This window comes from Wenjunlia vitaminophila DSM 41686 (assembly GCF_000380165.1).
Classification (GTDB): domain Bacteria; phylum Actinomycetota; class Actinomycetes; order Streptomycetales; family Streptomycetaceae; genus Wenjunlia; species Wenjunlia vitaminophila.
In genome coordinates, this window is record NZ_KB904676.1 from 1 (window position 1) to 17,358 (window position 17,358).

Consider the following 17,358-nt stretch of genomic DNA (forward strand, 5'->3'; position numbering starts at 1 on the left):
CGCCCCTGCCAAGAGACGAAGCCAGCGACCGAGGAACGAGGGAGCCGGCTGAGGAACGCCGGCAGGGGCACCCCAAAGCGGCCGGAGGCGAGCGAACACACAAAAGCAGCCGGCGGCGAGCGAACACAGGTAAGGCCGCACCCACTCCCCTTCCTTCCCTACGATGGCCCGGTGACCAGTGACACCGCCACCCAGGCACCAGCCGGCGCCGACCCGGGCCCTGCGGAGGAGGTGGCTGTCCGTCCCGCTTCCTGGCAGCGGAAGCTGCTGCGGTTCGGCTACGCGCCGCGACCGGGGACACCGGTGCGCGAACGGTTGGTCCCGCCGATGCCCGACCCGCGGCGGATGCTCGAGGGGTGGGGTGCCAACCCGGCACTGGCCAGACGGCTGGCCTGGTGTTCCGGCTGGGCGGGGCCGCTGCTGGTCGCGGTGGTCGCGGGGTTCCTGCGGTTCCGGAACCTGGGGCAGCCGCGCGAGGTCATATTCGACGAGACGTACTACGCCAAGGATGCCTGGTCGCTGCTGCACCTGGGGTACGAGGGCACCTGGGGCGAGGGCAAGAAGGTCAACGCGGAGATCCTCGACCCCACGCCGACGATCTCGCTGGATCCGGCCGCCTCGTACATCGTCCATCCACCGGTCGGCAAGTGGACCATCGCCATCGGCGAGTGGATGTTCGGTCTGGAGCCCTTCGGCTGGCGGTTCATGCCGGCCCTGCTGGGCACCCTCTCCGTCCTGATGTTGTGCCGCATCGGCCGGCGGCTGTTCCGTTCCACCGCGTTGGGCTGCCTGGCCGGCGGGTTGCTGGCGGTGGACGGGCTCCACTTCGTGATGAGCCGCACCGCCCTGCTGGACGTGGTGGTGATGTTCTGGGTCCTGGCCGCCTTCGGCTGCCTGCTGGTGGACCGGGACGCCGCGCGGGCCCGGCTGGCGGGTGCTCTTCCCGGTGACCTGCCGGACGACGCCGTGGGGGCCCGGCTGTGGCTGGGCTGGCGGCCGTGGCGGGTGGCGGCCGGGGTGTGCCTGGGGCTGGCCGCCGCCACCAAGTGGAACGGGTTCTTCGTGCTGGCGGCCTTCGGGGTGCTCACCGTGTTGTGGGACGTGGGTTCCCGGAGGGTGGCCGGGGCGCGGTCCGCCTTCCGCTCGGTGCTGTTGCGGGACGCCCCGCTGGCCTTCGCGTCGCTGGTGCCGGTGGCGTTGGCGGTCTACGTCGCCTCCTGGGCCGGCTGGTTCGCCACCGACGGCGGCTACTTCCGGGGCTGGGCGTCGGACCACCCCAGTCCGCTTCCGAACTTCCTGGACCCGTTGCGCAGCCTGTGGCACTACCACAGCGAGATGTACGACTTCCACAAGTCGCTCGAGGAGCCGCACACCTACGAGTCCAACCCGTGGAGTTGGCTGGTCCTGGGCCGTCCCGTCTCCTACTACTACGACGACCCGCGGCAGGGTTTCGACGGCTGCGAGGTGGAGCGGTGCGCCCGGGAGGTCCTGGGCATCGGCACGCCGCTGTTGTGGTGGACGGCGGTGGTGGCGCTGGGGTACCTGCTGTTCCGGTGGGCGCTGCGCCGTGACTGGCGGGCGGGCGCCATCCTGTGTGGGGTGGGTGCCGGTTACCTGCCGTGGTTCATGTACCAGAACCGCACGATCTTCCTCTTCTACGCGGTGGTCTTCGTGCCCTTCCTGTGTCTGGCGGTGGCCATGGCCCTGGGCGCCCTGCTGGGTCCGGCGCGGGCCAGCGAGCAACGCCGCATGTGGGGGGCCGTCGCGGCCGGGGTGGTGGTGCTGTTGATCGTTTGGAACTTCATCTACTTCCACCCGATCTTCACGGGGGAGACGATCCCGGTCGATGGCTGGCGCGACCGGATGTGGCTGGACACCTGGATCTGACGGCGTCGGGGGACGGCCCCGCGGGCCCGGGCCGGTTCCGGCCGGTTACGGCACCACCGTCACCGGCCACCGTCCCGCCCTGACCAGTCGGACGGCGACGGAGCCCGCGAACCGGTGGCCCGCCTTGCTGGAGGCGCCGACGAGGACGCCGTCGGCGCGCTCGTCGTCGGCGGTGCGGGCCAGTTCGGTGTAGACGTCTCCGCGCACGGTGCGGAACTCCCAGTCCTGTTTGCCCAGCTCGTCCATGTAGGCCCGGATGGTCGCGGCGAACTCCGCGGCCAGCTCGTCCTGGGTGCTGGCCATCAGCGCCGTGGCACCGGCGCTGACACCGGACAGCCCGGCGGCCGACTTCACGTAGAGGAAGACCAGGCGGGAGCGTTGGCGGCGGGCGAGACCGATCGCGTAGGCGGCGGCCCGGACGGAGGTCTGGGAGCCGTCGATCCCGACGACCAGGACCTTCGGGCCGTCGGTGCCCAGCTCGAAGGGGCTGGCCGCGGCCCGCTCCGCGGGCCCGTGCGGGCTGTCCGAGTCATCGGCGGGCATGGTGACCGGGTCCACCACCCTTCGTCTCGTCCGGCAGTACGGTCACCGCCGGGGCGTCGCCCTGGTCCGTCCGGCGCTGCCGGTGTCCACCGGCCTGGTCAGGGCTCCGGGTCGAACCCGAACGACCGCAGGAGGCCCGAGTTCGACATCAGGATGCCCCCGTCGACCGGCAACGTCACGCCGGTGATCCACGAGGCGTCGGTGGAGGCGAGGAACAGGGCGGCGGCGGCGACGTCGGCGGGGGNGCCCACCCGGCCCAGCGGATAGTGGGTGGCGACCTGGTCGAGGTCGGTCGTCTGGTCGTCCCAGACGGGGGTGCGGATGGTGCCGGGGGCGATCAGGTTCACCCGGACGCCGCGTCGCCCGTACGCCCCGGCGAGCGTGCGGGTGAGACTGGCGAGTCCGGCCTTGGCGGCGCTGTAGGCGTCGCCGCCGAAGTTCTGTTCCCCGTTGACCGAGCCGATGTTCACCACGGCGCCGTGTCCGGAGGCGACGAGGTGGGGCATCGCCTCGCGGCAGCAGCGGACCGCGCCGAGCAGGGTGGTGTCCAGGTCACGTACCCACAGCTCGTCGGTGAGTTCGTCGAAGGTGCCGGGTGAGCACCGGTAGGCGTTGTTGACCAGGACGTCCAGGCCGCCGAACGCGGTGACGGCGTGCCGCACCGCCTCCCGGACCGAGTCGGGGTCGGTGACGTCGCAGGGGTGGGCGAGCGCTGTTCCGCCCAGGTCGGCGATGGCCCCGGCGACGCGCTCCGCGCGTTCCGGGTCCTGCTCGGCGATGAGGACCTGCGCTCCCTCCGCTGCCAGCCGGCGGGCGATCTCGGCGCCGATCCCCCGTCCCGCGCCGGTCACCAGCGCCGCGTGCCCCTCGAACCGTGTGGACTGAGGTGGTGTCATGGAGGAACTCCAGCACTCGATCGCCCGTTCGACAAGAGTGGGGTGGATCACACGCGCACGGAGCGCGGGTCGAAGCCGAACGGCAGTTCAAGCCGGTGTTGTCGCATCAGGGCCTCGTCGCAGAGCAGTTCACGGGTGGGGCCGTCCGCGACCACGGTGCCGCCGGAGAGCACCACCGCCCGCGGGCAGAGCTGGAGCGCGTACGGAAGGTCATGGGTGACCATGAGCACCGTGACGTCAAGGGCGTCGAGCACCTCGGCCAGCTCTCGGCGGCTGGCCGGGTCCAGGTTCGACGACGGCTCGTCCAGCACCAGGATCTCCGGTTCCATGGCCAGCACGGTGGCGACCGCCACCCGACGGCGCTGGCCGAAGCTCAGGTGGTGCGGCGGCCGGTCGGCGAACTCCGCCATGCCCACCTGGGCCAACGCCCGCTCCACCCGGGTCCGCAGTTCCTCGCCGTCCAGGCCGCAGTTGGCCGGTCCGAAGGCGACGTCCTGGCGGACCGTGGGCATGAAGAGCTGGTCGTCGGGGTCCTGGAAGACGATGCCGACGCGCTGCCGGACCTCCCGCAGGTGCTCCGCGTCCACCGGCACCCCGCCGACCCGCACCTGGCCCCGGCCGCCGGTGAGGATGCCGTTCAGGTGCAACACCAGGGTCGTCTTCCCGGCGCCGTTGGGGCCGAGCAGCGCGACCCGCTCGCCCCGGCGGACCACCAGGTCCACCCCGAACAGGGCCTGGTGCCCGTCGGGATAGGCGAAGGCCAGGCCGGACACCTCCAGGCTCGGCGGGAGCTGCCCGCCGCGCGGCGCCCCGGTCACCGGGTCCACCAGCCGAGCAGGCACAGCGCCAGCGCGGCGGCGGGCAGGGTGACCGCGGTCCCCCACGCGGCCCGGCCCGCGGGCTGCTGGTCGAGGACCGGCATGCTGCCGGTGTGGCCGCGGCTCACCATCGCCAGGTGCACCCGTTCCCCCCGTTCGTAGGTGCGGATGAACAGCGCGCCGGCGGAGGTGGCCAGCACCTTCCAGCTTCGCGGTCCACGGGCGGTGAACCCGCGGGACTCCCGGGCGATCCGCATCCTTGCCATCTCCTGCACCACCACGTCGCTGTATCGGATCATGAACGAGGCGATCTGCACCAGCAGCGTCGGCACACGCAGCCGTTGCAGTGCGATCAGCAGCGCCCAGACCTGCGTGGTGGCCGCGAGCAGCACCGAGGCCGCGACGCCCAGGGTGCCCTTGGCCAGCACGTTCCAGGCGCCGTGGAGCCCGGAGACGCTGAGCGACATCCCCAGCACCTCGGTCCGATCGCCACCCGCGACGAACGGCAGGGCCAGTGCGAACGCCACGAAGGGCACCTCGATCAGCAGTCGGCGCAGCAGGAGCGCCGGTGGCACCCGGGCCGCCGCGGCGACCGCGGTCAGCAGGACCGCGTACCCGAGGAACGCCGCGTAGGCGGTCGCCGGGGTGGCCACCACCAGCAGGACGAAGGCGAGCACGGCGACCAGCTTGCAGTGCGCCGGCAGGCGGTGCACCGGTGAGTCGGCGGCCCAGTACAGGCGGTGCGCGTGCCCGGCCCCCATGGCTCAGCCGCGCCCGGGGTCGGCGGGGCCGGTCCGGGGACCCTGCGAGCGGGGCAGGCGGCGGACCACCCAGAACACCCCCGTTCCGAGCAACAGGGTGGCGCTGACCCCGATCACCCCGGCCAGCCCGCCGGAGAGGCGTTCGTTGCCCACCTCGTCGGTCTGGTAGTCGGCCAGCGGCGAGTCGGCCAGGTCGTGTTCCTCCTCGCCCCGGTCGAGGCCCTTGTCCGCGGCGACCTTCTCCAGGCCGTCGGGCCGGCTGGACGCGTAGTAGCTGACCACTCCGGCGAGCAGCAGCGCCACCAGGACGCCGACCAGCAGGAACGTCCTGTTGCTGCGGGGCCTTCGGGTCACCGTCCGCCTCCCGTGGCTGGTGTGGTGCGGAGTTGGAGTGGGACGCGCAACCGTTCCGCCCCGTACACCAGGTCCGGTCGGACCGCGAGCACACTGCCCACGGTCAGCGCGGTGATCACTCCTTCGCCGATCCCGATGAGCAGGTGAACGCCGATCATCGACGCGGCGACGGTGCCCAGCGGGACGTCAGTGACCCCGCCCAGGGCGTACAGCAGGGTGAAGGCGCCGGCGGCGGTCGGCACGGAGACCAGGGCGGCGGTGAACGCGGCCACGGTGAACGAGCGCCGGTTGGCCGGCAGCACGGTGATCAGCAGCCGGAACACCCCGTAGGCGACTGGCACGCCGACGATGGCCATGTCGGTGATGTTCACCCCGAGCGCGGTCAGTCCTCCGTCCGCGAACAGCAGTCCCTGCATCAGCAGCACCACGGACAGGCAGAGCACCCCGGTGTAGGGGCCGACGAGGATCGCGGCCAGCGCGCCGCCGAGCAGGTGACCGCTGGTGCCGGACGCGACCGGGAAGTTGAGCATCTGGACGGCGAAGATGAACGAGGCCACCAGGCCGGCCAGCGGGGCGGTGCGCTCGTCCAGTTCGCGGCGGGCACCACGCAGGCTGAGGGCGACGCCCGCCACGGCGACGGCACCGGCCGCCACCGACACGGGAGCGTCGATGAATCCGTCGGGTACGTGCATCGGGGTCCTTCCCGAAGAGCTTGCCCTGCGGGGCCGGAATCGGACCCCTGACGATGATGAACTACTGCAAGCAGATTGCAACAGCGTCTGGGGTGCAAATTTATGTCATGTGCGTGAACGGCAACGGGGCGCGCCCCGGCAGGCGCGCCCCGCTGAACGTTCATGCCATCAAGCAGTCGTCTTTCGGTGCCCTACATCTCAGGGTTCGTATGCGCCCTCCCTTCGTCCGGCCGTCATCTGAAGGAGCCCCGTGTCAGGGTGCGCGTCCGGTGTCCCCCAGTTCTCCACGGCCGCGGGCGACCCGGTCGCGCGCCCGTTTCCGTGTTGCCCCGGCGTCACCATCGACACAGTGGTCACGCGGTCGCCGCGGGCGTGGCCTCCAGGCTGAGGACGTCCTCCAGGGACTCCAGCGCGGCCGCGGCCTTGACGATGCCGAACTCGCTGGAGAACCGGACCACGTCCCTGACCTGCTCCGGGGTCACCCCGTTCTTCAACGCCAGCTCGACGTGGTAGCGGAACGACGCACCGAGGGTCTGGTTGGCGACATCGGCTGTCAGTGCCACGCAGGACCGCTCCTGGGCGCTCAGCCTGTTCTCTCCCCAGGCCCTGGCCGTCCTGGAGTCGATGAACCCGGCCACCCATTCGTCGCTGGTCAGGCCGTACTTCGGGGCCTCGTCCGCGGCGTCGTCGGCATCCACGGTGGGCGGCTCCGCGGCCGCGGGGGCCGCGTCCGGGTCGAGCTGGGCGCGCAGCGCCCCCAGGTAGGCGAGCGCGTCCGCACTCGCCGCGTAGCCGGCGTAGGGCGCGATGAAGCGCACCAGCGCCAGAACGTCGGCGAACGGTATGCCGTGCATCATCGCCGCCTGCATGTGCAGGCGCAGCGCCAACGCGGAATGGCCGCGGCAGATGTCGTTGGCCAGGCAGAGCAACACCTTCTGGCGCACGGACAGGTGGGGGAGCCGGAAGGTCATCCCGCCGGTCTCCAGGCCGAGCTTCTGGAACTCGGGGTCGATCTCCGCGAGCGGCTGGCTGGGCAGTTCCACCATCACGGATCTCCTCTTCGCTTCAGGAAACCCCGATCGGGGATGTGGACCGGGGTCGATCACGGATCTCTCCACCGCTGCCTCGGTGTGGCCGCGGCTTCGGTACGGGGAGGTGCGGTTGTTCCCTCGGGCGTGTGGGTGACGCCGAGTGGTACCTGTGGTGCGGAGATGATGTGCTGTGCCGCTGTGCTGGTGGGTCCCGGGAGCGCGGGGCTCCGGGGCTCCCGGGGTCGCGCGGTGAGACGGGGCGTCAGGGGGCTATGGCTCTGCTGAACGAAGCGGCCAGGTCGTTGGCCAGCCGCGCACGCTCCTGAGGGGAAGGAACCCGCCCGGTGACGGAGACGAAGCTGGCCTGGAACAGCGCCGGGCCGGCGAACAGGCTCATCACCGAGCTGATCGACAGGGGACGTACGGTCCCACGGGCACGGTGTCGGGCGAGCCAGTCCTCCACCAGACCCGCGGTACGCGGACCATAGCTGTCCCGAACATGAGCTGCCAGGGCCCCGCTGGGCCGGGACGAGACCTCGGCGATCAGCGCCGGCAACACCGGCGGGTTGCCGAGAAGGGCGCCGAGCACCTCGTTGTAGAGCATCCGGGCGGCCTCGTAGATGTCGTCCGGAAGGTCAGCGAGGACCAGCGCCATCCCGGGCAGCGGGCTGTACCGCTCGAAGACGGCGACGAGCAGTCCTTCCCGGCCACCGAGCCCGCCGTGGATCGCCTGCACGGTACAACCGGCGGAAGCGGCCACGGCGTCCAGGGTGACCTCGGCGACCCCGCGTTCGGCGTAGAGCCCGGCGGCGGCTTCCACGGCCCTCTCGGCCACGGAACGCCGTCGCACCGACTCCACTCCGGCCGCGGCCAGCACCTCGTCCAGGGCACCCCGGCTGCCGATCCTGCGGATCAGGGTGGCCCTTGAGATCCCGGCGATCGCCGCGAGGTCGGCAAGGCTGAGGTCCGCGACCTCACCACCGGTGGCGGCGAGGTGTTGCACCACCGCCTTGCCGATCCCCTGCAAGTCCAACTGCTCGTTCATGTAGCGAGTCTGAGCTTGTCTTTGACTAAAAGCAAGTATCAGTCTCAAAATCAGGCGGACGTTGAACATGTACGAATCCACCAGAAGTGACAAGCAGGGCATCGGGCGCCCCGCCCGAAACCGCTGGCACCACACCCAGAGCACCCAAGAAACCCGAGGTCAGTGCGGATGCACAGCGCCCGGTCAACTCCTGTTGACCTCCGACCCATCCACCGGAGCAACGACCGGGGCCTCCCACGGAAAAACCATGGCCAACGCCCTTCGACCGTGACCAACAGTGACATCGAACACGTCGACCCGGGCCCCAGGCGGCTCCGCCGCGGTGTGTCCGCTCAGCCGACGGGCGGCGTGAGACGGTGCCGGACCCACACGTTGGGCTCCACGTAGACCGCGTGGTCGTGTGTGGTGTCGCAGTGCACCGGGACCAGGGCGCCGGGCACCGTCACCGCACCGTCCCGGTCGAACGGCAGTCCCGTCCACTGCCGCCAACGATCCAGGGACCCGCTGACCACCATGGAACTCGGCGCCACCCCCTCGACCGTGCCGCCGGCCCTGACGTGCACCCGCAGCCAGGGGTCAACCGGCAGACCGTCCGGACGTCGCTGCTGGACGTACTCCTGGAGGGACAGGTGCGGCTGTTGGTGCTTGGCCGTGGGCCGCACCGGCACCAGCAGCGTGTGGTGGCCCTGCCGGGTGGCCGCCTCCCGCAACGAGGCCAGCATGCGGTGGGACAGACCGCGACCGGTGTACTCCGTGTCGATGGAGACCTCCAACGCGCTGACCACGGATACCGCGTTCCCCCGGCGCCGGTCGGCGAACGCCCACACCAGCACCTGGTCCCACCCCCGGTCCGGTAGTTCGGTGCGGCCGGGCAGCTCCGCGCCGAACGGAACGGCGTGTCCTCTGGCGACCACTCGGTCACCGTCGGTAGCCACGACGCAGTAGTCCGGGAACTCCTGCGCCACCTGCCCGAACAGGGCGTCGCCGACCAGGTCGGCCAGCACGAACTCCGGCCAGTCGGCCGCGATGTCGAAGATCCGGGCGATCAGTTCCGGGCGCTGGGCGCAGGTGGTGATGGTGATCCGGTCGATGTCTGTCACGCCGCCGCACCCTGCCAGAGCACCGCCCGGAACGCCACGGCATTTCGCCCCGTCACCTGCGAGAACACCCCTCGGTCGGCCGTCACACGCGACGTCACACGTCGGCCAGCCGGGCAGCACGGCCCGCGCGGGGGCGAGCGGGCCAGCGAACAATTCGGTGGCGGACGGCGGAGCCCCTGGCTAGTCTGCGCCCGTGTCCAGTCCCGAGGCGTCCAGACGCTAGCCACCGGTCCTCCGGTGGCCCCCTGCGCTGACCCCTCCGAGCTGTTGGCCCCCTCCGGCCACAGCCCCGTGGGCCGTGCCCCCGCGCCGCCGGATCACCGTACTGCGGACTGTGTGACCTGACCGCACGTCACTTCCGCTCTCTGCTCGGATTGCGTACCACTGTGACGTGCGCGGGGTCCCCTGCGCGGTGCCGCGCTACCCGGCTGGACGGCCTTCCCTCCCTCCTCACCACGGGTCTCGCCACGGCTCCGTGCCGCCCGGTTGTCGGATCCGTCAGAAGTGGGAAGCCTCCCGTGCCACTCGTGCTCCACGTACTCGCGCTCGCCGTCTTCGCCCAGGGGATGTCCGAGTTCATGCTCTCCGGGCTGTTGGAGGACATCGCCCACGACCTGGGCGTGTCCGTCGCCACCGCGGGAACGCTGACCTCTGCCTTCGCCGTCGGCATGGTCGTCGGCGCCCCGACACTCGCGGTGGTCGGCAGACGCTGGTCGCCGCGCCGCGCACTGCTGCTGTTCCTGCTCGCCTTCCTCCTCGCGCACGTCGTGGGCGCGCTCACCACCGACTTCCCGGTACTGCTGGGAACCCGGGTCGTCGGGGCACTGGCCAACGCGGGGTTCCTGGCGGTCGCCGTCTCCACGGCTGCCGGTCTGGTGGAGCCCACCGCCAAGGGCCGGGCCACCTCCGCCCTGCTCGGCGGGATCACCCTCGCCTGTGTGGTCGGGGTTCCCTGCGGAGCGCTCCTCGGACAGCTCTGGGGGTGGCGCGCCGCGTTCTGGGCAGTGGTCCTCCTGTCACTGCCGGCCCTGGTGGCGATCCTGCGGTCCGTGCCAGACGAGCCCGGTGGCAGCCAACCGGGACGGGACGACGGCGCCCCCGGGGGCACCCGGAGCCTGCGCGGGGAACTGCGGGCGTTGCGCGCACCCCGCGTGGTGGTGACCCTGGCGTTGGGCGCCCTGGTGAACGGCGGCACGTTCTGCACGTTCACCTACCTCGCACCGCTGGTCACCGAGGTCACCGGGTTCGCCGAGCACCGGGTGCCGGCACTGCTCGCCCTGTTCGGCGCCGGAGCGTTCCTCGGGGTCGCCTTCGGCGGCCGGATGGCCGACACCCGCCCCGTGCGGCTCCTCGCCACCGGCGGGGTGGCGCTGCTCGTCGGCTGGGTCCTGCTCGCGCTGACCGCGGGGAACCCCGTGGCGGCCTGCCTGCTGGTCTTCGTCCAGGGTGTCCTGGCGTTCGGCGTCGGCTCGACGCTGGTCTCCCAGGTCCTCTACGCCGCTCCGGGAGCGCCGACGCTCGCCGGCGGCTTCGCCACCGCCGCGTTCAACGTGGGCGCCGCGGTCGGCCCGTTGCTCGGCGCCCTGGCGCTCGAAGGAGGTCTGGGCTACCGCTCACCGCTGTGGGTCAGCGCGCTGCTGGTGGCGCTGGCGCTGGTCAGCGGCACGGCCGCGGCGTCGCTCCAGCGCCGGAGCACCCCTCGTGGGAAGGGTGCACCGGCTGCCGTGGGACGGGCGGAGCCAGGTCGCTGACCGACGGTCCACCCCGCGGCAGCGTGCCCCGGGTCAGCCGGCCGGCCCGCGGAGCGGCGCCGGCCGGTAGACGACCCAGGTCTTGGGGGTTTCGGAGACCCGCACCGCGGTGAGCTCGGGCAGTTGCTCCCGCCACAGGTCGTGTATCCACACCGCGAGGTTCTCCGCCGACGGTGAGACCCCGTCCATCACCTCGTTGAGGTGGCGGTGGTCCAGCGTGTCATCGAGCCACTTCTTGAAGACGTCCAGCTCCCGGTAGTCGCGCACGAAACCGGCGTGGTTCAGCTCCGCGCGCGGCGCTGAGAGCTCCAGCACCACGACGTAGTTGTGGCCGTGCATCCGGGCACAGGGATGCCCCTCCGGGAGTCGGTCCAGCACGTGGCTCGACGAGAAGTGGAACTCCTTGGTGATCGTCAACATGGCGATTGCAGCTCCCCCACCTCGCGCCTGAGGTGCCCGGTCGGCACAACACATCCCTAGCGTCGCGAGCGAGGCGTTCCCGCACGCAGTGCTGTGCCCACCGTAGAACAGCGCTCCACCCACGGTCACCAGTGAGTACCCGTCAGCCCGCGGGTGAGGCGCCGCACTCGCCGGGGCACCGCCTGCCCCGGGTCGCTAGCCGGCCTGGGCCGGTGTGGCCGGCGCCAGTTGCTCGTACGGGTACAGGGCGGTGCGGGCGTCCAGGTCGATGGCGTTGGCGCCGGACGGGGACGGCAGCCGGAGAACGGCGTCGAGCGCCGGCCCCAGTCGGCCGCAGCCCGACACCCGTGGCGCAGCGAACCCGTCGTCCGCGACGCCGAACGAGACGACCAGCGGGTCCCGGGAGACCACCGTGGTGGGATCGGTCTGCTGGAGCACCAGGTGGACCGGGGCGTCGTCGGTGCCGATGGTGCAGCCGTGCGGCACCCCCGGGCCGGTGATCGGGAACGTCAGGGCCAGTTCTCCGCGTCGCTGGTCGTCGGCCTGGAAGTCGGAGTAGCCCGCGTACCGGGGGGTGACCTTCCACGTGGTTCCCAGGACCGGCAGGGGGGCGGCCTTCATCTCGCCGAAGACCTGCTGGTACTCGCCGTCCACCGTGCCCTCGGCAAAGGTGAGCGTCATGGGCACGTCGATGGCCTGGTCGATGCGCCCCAGGGTCAGCCTTCCGGTCGCGGACATCACCTCGCAGCGCCAGTCGGCTGGGGCGGCGCCGGCGGGGAGGTCCGCGCGGTCGGGGCAGCCCCGGGTGTCGAACTCGACGGGGGCGGGGGCCTGTGACGTGCCCGCGGGTTCCGCGTGGGCCGTTGCGGGGGTGGCGGTCACCCCCACGGCGAGAGCGGAGAGCGCCACCGCGAAGCGGCGGACGCGGGCGTGACCGGGGGTGGTGCGGGGCATGCGGGCTCCTGACAGCGGACGGACGTGGAGGGCGTGGGACGTGGTCCCACGACCCGGATACTTGCAGACTTTTCTCTGCACACATAGCTCTGCAGAGAAAAACTTGCAGAATTTCCTCTGCAGACTTCCCGCTGTAGGCTGCCCCCATGGATGAACCGGAGGTGGCTCCCGCACCCGGCGACCAGCGGCGGACCGTCAGTGACCCGGCGGCCCTGAAGGCACTCGCCCACCCGCTGCGCCTGAAGATCCTCCGCCACCTGGGCGTCAACGGGCCGGCCACCTCCACCACCCTCGCCGCCGCCCTCGGCGAGAACACCGGGACCCTCAGCTACCACCTGCGGAGGCTCGAGCGCGGCGGCCTCATCGAGGACGTCCCGGAACGGGCCACCGGCCGGGAACGCTGGTGGCGGGCAGCACGCGGCCTCGACATGCGCAGGCCGCCGCAGGAGGAGATGACCGAGGGCGAACGCGCGGCGGTCCGCACCCTGGACGAAATGCGACTCGACGAGGACATCCAGCTCGCCCGGCGCTTCCTCACCGAACAGGCCGACTCGGGTGGCTGGCTCCAGGGTTCACGGAGCCTCAGCCACCTCACCAGGGAGGAGCTGATCGGTTTCCACGACGCCTACCTCGACCTGCTGAGGCGTTTCTCCCGTGGACCCGAGGAGGCGCCGCCCGGCGCACGCCCCGTGCTCCTGCGGTGGTTCGCCCTCCCCGCCACCCCGGAGCGGGACCGCTGAGCCGCCCCGCGCAGCCCGTTCGCCGGCGCGCCTGAAGTAGGGATGGGCCGTGCGCCCCGCACCCCGCGCGGAACCCCCGCCGCACACCCCCGCGTTCAACTCCGCGGCTGCTGCCCCGGGGCGCGACTCCCCTGGATGCCGTCGAGGAGGTAGTCGAGGCCGAGGCGGAAGCTGACGTCCCAGTCGTTGCCTACCAGCGGGCCGTGGGCCGCCAGGGTGGGGTACCGGTCGCTGTGGGCCCGCAGGTACTCACCGGCGACCCGACGGGCGGCCTGTTCGTCCCCCGTCCGCCACGTGGCCTGCATCATGGCCGAACCGATGACGTAGTTGGACAGCGCGTACGCCGCGGCGGTCAGGTGCGGCTCGGCGAACCCGGCCGCGAGCAGGGTGGCGTGCAGGTACTCACTGCGGGTCAACACGTTGGGGCCCAGCATCGGCCGGCCGAGGAGGGTGGCCGACCAGGGGTGGGCCAGCAGCGCGCCCCGCCAGCCGTTGATCAGGGTGGCGACGGCCTCCCGCCAGTGCCCGGCGTCGGCCTCCGGGACGGGGACCTCTACGAAGATCCGGTCGAGGGCGAGGTCCAGCACGTCGTCCTTGGTGCTGACGTGCCAGTACAGGGTGGTGGAGCCGGTCCCGAGCCGTTCCGCGAGCCGTCGCATGGTCAGCCGCCCCACGCCCTCCTCGTCCAGCAGGGCCACCGCCTCCTCGACGATGCGGTCCCGGCTGAGCGGAGGGGCCTCTCGCCGCCCCCTGCCAGGTCGCAGCCACACGTCCCCGGGCGCTCCCGGCCTGTTCTCACTCGTCGTCACGAAGCCAAGCCTAGTATGGTGATCGACCTCTGGATCGTTGATCCAGTCTCTGGACCAACGTTCGATCACTTGGTGGAAAGGCGGTGCGGCAGGTGGGACACGTCGAAGTGGATCGACTGACCCACGTCCTCCCGGACGGGCGGCTGCTCCTGCACGAGGTGTCGTTCCGGGTCGGCGAGGGGGTCAAGGCAGGGCTCGTGGGACCGAACGGGGCCGGGAAGACCACCCTGCTGCGGCTGATCGCCGGCGACCTGGTGCCGGACGACGGCCGCGTGGCCCACTCCGGAGGGCTGGGGGTGATGCGGCAGTTCATCGGCAGTGTCCGGGACGGCCGGACCCTGCACGAGCTGTTGCTGTCCGTGGCGCCGTCCCCGGTGCGCTCGGCCGCCGCGGAGCTGGAACGGACGGAGTCCGCGCTGGCCGCACGCGGCGACGAGGACGCCCAGCTCTCCTACGCGCAGGCGATCAGCGACTTCTCCGACGCCGGCGGTTACGAGATGGAGGTGGTCTGGGACACCTGCACCACCGCCGCCCTGGGCCTTCCCTTCGACGCCGTCCGGGACCGGCCGGTGAACACCCTGTCCGGCGGTGAACAGAAACGGCTCGTACTGGAGGCCCTGCTGCGCGGCCCGGACCAGGTGCTGCTGCTGGACGAGCCCGACAACTTCCTGGACGTGCCCGCCAAACAGTGGCTGGAGGAACGGTTGCGGGCCACCGCCAAGACGGTGCTGCTGGTGTCGCACGACCGGCAGTTGCTGGCGAACGCCACCGACCGCATCGTCACCGTGGAGTCACGCGGCGTCTGGGTGCACGGCGCCGGCTTCACCACCTACGCCCAGGGACGGCAGGACAGGATCGAGCGTCTGGAGGAGCGACGGCGTCGCTGGAACGAGGAACACGCCAAGCTCAAGCGCCTGGTGCACACCCTTCGGCAGACCGCTACGAACAACGACGCGGTGGCCTCCGCCTACCGCGCCGCCCGCACCCGGCTGAGCAGGTTCGAGGAGGCGGGCCCGCCCGAGCGCCCACCGAAGCGGCAGAACATCCGGATGCGGCTGCGCGGCGGCCGGACCGGCAAGCGCGCCGTCGTCTGCACGGCCCTGGGACTCACCGGCCTCATGCACCCCTTCGACACCGAGATCTGGTACGGGGAACGCGTCGCCGTCCTCGGCTCGAACGGCTCGGGCAAGTCCCACTTCCTGCGGCTGCTGGCGCAGGCCGCGGACGGTGCGACGCCCTCGGTGCGGCACAGCGGCTCGGTCCGCCTCGGCGCCCGCGTGGTCCCGGGCCACTTCGCCCAGACCCACGCCCGTCCCGACCTGCACGGGCGCACCCCGGTGGAACTGGTGACCGGCACCCACGCCCTGACCCTCAACGACGCCATGGCCGCGCTCGCCCGCTACGAGCTCGCCCCGGCCGGACAGCAGCGCTTCGAGACCCTGTCCGGCGGCCAGCAGGCCAGGCTCCAGATCCTCCTGCTCGAGCTGTCCGGCGCCACCCTGCTCCTCCTCGACGAGCCCACCGACAACCTCGACCTGGCGAGCGCCGACGCCCTGCAACAGGGCCTCGCCTCGTTCTCCGGCACCGTCCTGGCCGTCACCCACGACCGCTGGTTCGCCGCGGACTTCGACCGCTTCCTGGTCTTCGGCGCCGACGGCAGCGTCTACGAGAGCGCCGAACCGGTCTGGCACGAGGGCCGGGTGGCCCGCCCGGGGTGAGCGCCCACGCGCGGGGGCCGCAGCCGGCCCCGGCGGTGGAACGCCGCACGGCGGCCCGGACGCCCGTCGGCGGGCGCCCGCATCCCCCACAGAGGACGCCCCCACACTGCCCCCCCCGGGCGGAGACCTCGGCCGAAAACCCGTTCGCCCCTCGCAGGAACCTGTCATCATCCCCGCATGGAGATCCACCGCGTCACCCGGGCCGAGGCCGTCATGGACGCTGGGCACCTGTTCGACGCACCACCTCGGCCGGAGGCGACCGAGCGGTTCCTGGCGGACGCACGCCACCACCTCCTGATCGCCTACGTGGACGGCGTCCCAGCGGGCATGGTCACCGGCGTGGAGATGACACACCCGGACAAGGGGACCGAGATGTTCCTGTACGAGCTGGGGGTGGACGAGCGGTTCCGTAGGCGCGGTGTTGGCCGGGCCCTGACCCTGGCACTCGCTGACGTGGCGCGCGCACGCCACTGCTACGGCATGTGGGTCGCCACCGACGAGGGCAACTCCGCGGCACTGGCGACCTACGGCCGGGCCGGGGGCGCGCCGGAGGGCGGGCAGGTGATGTTCGAGTGGACCTTCGAGCAGACCTAGTTCCGTGGCGTGAACCCACGTGTCCCTGTGGTGTTGAGTCTCTGCATGACAGCTCTGATGATGAGTCGTGCCGCTCCAGACGGGCGAACGGGCAGGAGGCGTGCGCACATGCGTGGTGTGAACGGCCTGACAGACCCCGGCGATTCCTTGCTGGCGATCTATGACAACCAGCTACGGGGGGTCTTCCCGAACCCGTCGGCCGGGGTCTGGTGCGATGACGACGGGCCGCTCCTGCGCGTCGTGGGACAGACCCAGGCGCTGATCACCGGCCCGCAACACATCGAGTTGCACGACGACGACCTGAGGCGTCTGATCACTCGGCAACGCGACTTCTTCGCGGAACGTGGCCTCCCAGTCGAGTGGCGGACCCACCGGCACGACGAGCCAGCATCACTCCCCAGTTGTCTGGAGTCAGCCGGCTTCACCCCAGGAAGAGAGAAGACGGTACTTGTCGGGCGAGCCGTTGACTTCGCCAGGGAACCGGCACCACCGCCGGGGGTCGTCCTGCGTCGCGTCGCCGCCGATCACGAAATGCGCCGGATCGCCGCGCTGGCCTCCGCGGTCTGGGGTGGCGACTGGACCTGGCTCGGCGACCACCTGATCCAGCGGATCGCCGCAGCTCCGGACGAGACCGCGGTTCTGGTGGCCGAGGCTGACGGCGAGGTCGTCGCTGCCGCCTGGCTGGTCTACAGGCCGGGCACCGACTTCGCCGGGCTTCGGGGCGGTTCGACCTTGGCCCCGTACCGCGGTCGCGGGATCTACCGATCTCTCATCGCCGCCCGAGCCCAACTCGCCGCTGGACGCGGTGTGAAGTACCTGCAGGTCGACGCCTCCGACGAGAGCGCACCCATCCTGCGTCGCCTCGGGTTCTGCTCGGTCACCACCACCACGCCATACCTGTGGACGCCGTCCCGAACCACCAGTTGAGCACGGGTACCGGCTGGCCAGCCCCGACTCAGCCACCTGGAGATCGTTTCCAGGCGCAAGTGATCACTGCCCGAGGGCGGTACGCCGCCGGGGAGGTCTCCGACCCGGACCGGGCAGCGTTCCGCGGTGGTGATCGCGGTTCGCACATGTGACCTGGCTCTTCGCGGGCTCGGTGCAGTAGCCGGTTCCGTTGGTCAGGCGATGCTCCGCGGGAGGTCGTCGGCCTGCTGTCGCCATGACGGTTCGCGAGCGCGGTCAGTTCGACCCCACCCCGAACAGCCGCGAGCAGTCCCAGAAAAAGACGAAGATCCCAAGCGA

At 71.5% G+C, this 17,358-nt stretch carries 16 protein-coding genes and 1 pseudogene; 6 read left to right on the forward strand and 11 right to left on the reverse strand.

Going from position 1 to position 17,358, the window contains the following annotated elements; all coding sequences use genetic code 11:
* The first annotated feature begins 171 nt into the window (after positions 1 to 171).
* Positions 172 to 1,887 (forward strand): dolichyl-phosphate-mannose--protein mannosyltransferase, encoded by a 1,716-nt coding sequence (locus tag A3IG_RS0115960; protein ID WP_018384579.1) that lies wholly within the window; start codon positions 172 to 174, stop codon positions 1,885 to 1,887.
* A 45-nt stretch (positions 1,888 to 1,932) separates the two neighbouring features.
* On the opposite strand, the gene A3IG_RS0115965 is transcribed toward A3IG_RS0115960, so the two are convergent.
* The 8 genes and pseudogenes from A3IG_RS0115965 to A3IG_RS0116000 form a co-directional block, all read right to left on the reverse strand.
* A complete protein-coding gene (locus A3IG_RS0115965; RefSeq protein WP_051087523.1) occupies positions 1,933 to 2,430 on the reverse strand; it encodes a universal stress protein in 498 nt (165 codons plus the stop codon).
* A 98-nt stretch (positions 2,431 to 2,528) separates the two neighbouring features.
* Positions 2,529 to 3,326 carry an SDR family NAD(P)-dependent oxidoreductase gene (locus A3IG_RS0115970; protein ID WP_018384581.1) on the reverse strand — a complete coding sequence of 266 codons (798 nt, stop codon included), beginning with the start codon at positions 3,324 to 3,326 and terminating at the stop codon, positions 2,529 to 2,531.
* Positions 3,327 to 3,373: 47 nt separating this feature from the next.
* Entirely contained in the window at positions 3,374 to 4,153 is a 780-nt protein-coding gene (locus A3IG_RS0115975; RefSeq protein ID WP_018384582.1) for an energy-coupling factor ABC transporter ATP-binding protein, read from the reverse strand.
* Positions 4,141 to 4,905: a cobalt ECF transporter T component CbiQ gene (cbiQ, locus tag A3IG_RS0115980; protein WP_018384583.1), complete on the reverse strand. Its 765-nt coding sequence runs from the start codon at positions 4,903 to 4,905 to the stop codon at positions 4,141 to 4,143. The genes A3IG_RS0115975 and cbiQ overlap by 13 nt, the downstream gene beginning before the upstream one ends.
* A 3-nt stretch (positions 4,906 to 4,908) precedes the next feature.
* A pseudogene (locus A3IG_RS29955) lies at positions 4,909 to 5,951 on the reverse strand (energy-coupling factor ABC transporter permease).
* Between the two features lie 353 nt (positions 5,952 to 6,304).
* Entirely contained in the window at positions 6,305 to 6,997 is a 693-nt protein-coding gene (locus tag A3IG_RS0115990; RefSeq protein WP_018384584.1) for a carboxymuconolactone decarboxylase family protein, read from the reverse strand.
* A gap of 247 nt (positions 6,998 to 7,244) precedes the next feature.
* Entirely contained in the window at positions 7,245 to 8,027 is a 783-nt protein-coding gene (locus tag A3IG_RS29960; protein ID WP_018384585.1) for a TetR family transcriptional regulator, read from the reverse strand.
* Positions 8,028 to 8,359: 332 nt separating this feature from the next.
* On the reverse strand, positions 8,360 to 9,127 hold the full coding sequence (locus A3IG_RS0116000) for a hypothetical protein (protein ID WP_018384586.1): 768 nt from the start codon (positions 9,125 to 9,127) through the stop codon (positions 8,360 to 8,362).
* Between the two features lie 518 nt (positions 9,128 to 9,645).
* Here A3IG_RS0116000 and A3IG_RS0116005 point away from each other — a divergent pair.
* Positions 9,646 to 10,878 (forward strand): Cmx/CmrA family chloramphenicol efflux MFS transporter, encoded by a 1,233-nt coding sequence (locus A3IG_RS0116005; protein WP_018384587.1) that lies wholly within the window; start codon positions 9,646 to 9,648, stop codon positions 10,876 to 10,878.
* A gap of 33 nt (positions 10,879 to 10,911) precedes the next feature.
* Here the strand turns inward: A3IG_RS0116005 and A3IG_RS0116010 are convergent, their stop codons facing one another.
* Together A3IG_RS0116010 and A3IG_RS0116015 are read right to left on the reverse strand one after the other, a co-directional pair.
* The gene (locus tag A3IG_RS0116010; protein WP_018384588.1) at positions 10,912 to 11,298 is read right to left on the reverse strand and encodes a 6-pyruvoyl trahydropterin synthase family protein; all 387 of its coding nucleotides are present in this window, start codon (positions 11,296 to 11,298) and stop codon (positions 10,912 to 10,914) included.
* A gap of 195 nt (positions 11,299 to 11,493) precedes the next feature.
* Complete coding sequence (locus tag A3IG_RS0116015; RefSeq protein WP_018384589.1) at positions 11,494 to 12,252, reverse strand: hypothetical protein; 759 nt, start codon at positions 12,250 to 12,252, stop codon at positions 11,494 to 11,496.
* A gap of 146 nt (positions 12,253 to 12,398) precedes the next feature.
* On the opposite strand from A3IG_RS0116015, the gene A3IG_RS0116020 reads away from it, so the two are divergent.
* Entirely contained in the window at positions 12,399 to 12,992 is a 594-nt protein-coding gene (locus tag A3IG_RS0116020; RefSeq protein ID WP_040911641.1) for an ArsR/SmtB family transcription factor, read from the forward strand.
* A gap of 95 nt (positions 12,993 to 13,087) precedes the next feature.
* Here the strand turns inward: A3IG_RS0116020 and A3IG_RS0116025 are convergent, their stop codons facing one another.
* Complete coding sequence (locus A3IG_RS0116025) at positions 13,088 to 13,801, reverse strand: TetR/AcrR family transcriptional regulator (protein ID WP_051087519.1); 714 nt, start codon at positions 13,799 to 13,801, stop codon at positions 13,088 to 13,090.
* 92 nt (positions 13,802 to 13,893) lie between these two features.
* Between A3IG_RS0116025 and A3IG_RS0116030 the strand changes: the two genes are divergently transcribed.
* From A3IG_RS0116030 to A3IG_RS0116040, 3 genes are all read left to right on the forward strand, one after another.
* On the forward strand, positions 13,894 to 15,519 hold the full coding sequence (locus A3IG_RS0116030) for an ABC-F family ATP-binding cassette domain-containing protein (protein WP_026220312.1): 1,626 nt from the start codon (positions 13,894 to 13,896) through the stop codon (positions 15,517 to 15,519).
* A 177-nt stretch (positions 15,520 to 15,696) separates the two neighbouring features.
* Positions 15,697 to 16,113: a GNAT family N-acetyltransferase gene (locus tag A3IG_RS0116035; protein ID WP_018384593.1), complete on the forward strand. Its 417-nt coding sequence runs from the start codon at positions 15,697 to 15,699 to the stop codon at positions 16,111 to 16,113.
* Positions 16,114 to 16,221: 108 nt separating this feature from the next.
* On the forward strand, positions 16,222 to 17,040 hold the full coding sequence (locus tag A3IG_RS0116040) for a GNAT family N-acetyltransferase (RefSeq protein ID WP_018384594.1): 819 nt from the start codon (positions 16,222 to 16,224) through the stop codon (positions 17,038 to 17,040).
* The last annotated feature ends 318 nt before the right edge of the window (positions 17,041 to 17,358 follow it).

Excerpts from the sequence above, each read along its gene's own strand:
- A3IG_RS0116015 (WP_018384589.1), bottom strand. The coding sequence starts at position 12,252 with ATGCCCCGCACCACCCCCGGTCACGCCCGCGTCCGCCGCTTCGCGGTG.
- A3IG_RS0116040 (WP_018384594.1), top strand. The coding sequence starts at position 16,222 with ATGCGTGGTGTGAACGGCCTGACAGACCCCGGCGATTCCTTGCTGGCG.
- A3IG_RS0115965 (WP_051087523.1), bottom strand. The coding sequence starts at position 2,430 with ATGCCCGCCGATGACTCGGACAGCCCGCACGGGCCCGCGGAGCGGGCC.
- A3IG_RS0116010 (WP_018384588.1), bottom strand. The coding sequence starts at position 11,298 with ATGTTGACGATCACCAAGGAGTTCCACTTCTCGTCGAGCCACGTGCTG.
- A3IG_RS29960 (WP_018384585.1), bottom strand. The coding sequence starts at position 8,027 with ATGAACGAGCAGTTGGACTTGCAGGGGATCGGCAAGGCGGTGGTGCAA.
- A3IG_RS0116020 (WP_040911641.1), top strand. The coding sequence starts at position 12,399 with ATGGATGAACCGGAGGTGGCTCCCGCACCCGGCGACCAGCGGCGGACC.
- A3IG_RS0115990 (WP_018384584.1), bottom strand. The coding sequence starts at position 6,997 with ATGGTGGAACTGCCCAGCCAGCCGCTCGCGGAGATCGACCCCGAGTTC.
- A3IG_RS0116035 (WP_018384593.1), top strand. The coding sequence starts at position 15,697 with ATGGAGATCCACCGCGTCACCCGGGCCGAGGCCGTCATGGACGCTGGG.
- cbiQ (WP_018384583.1), bottom strand. The coding sequence starts at position 4,905 with ATGGGGGCCGGGCACGCGCACCGCCTGTACTGGGCCGCCGACTCACCG.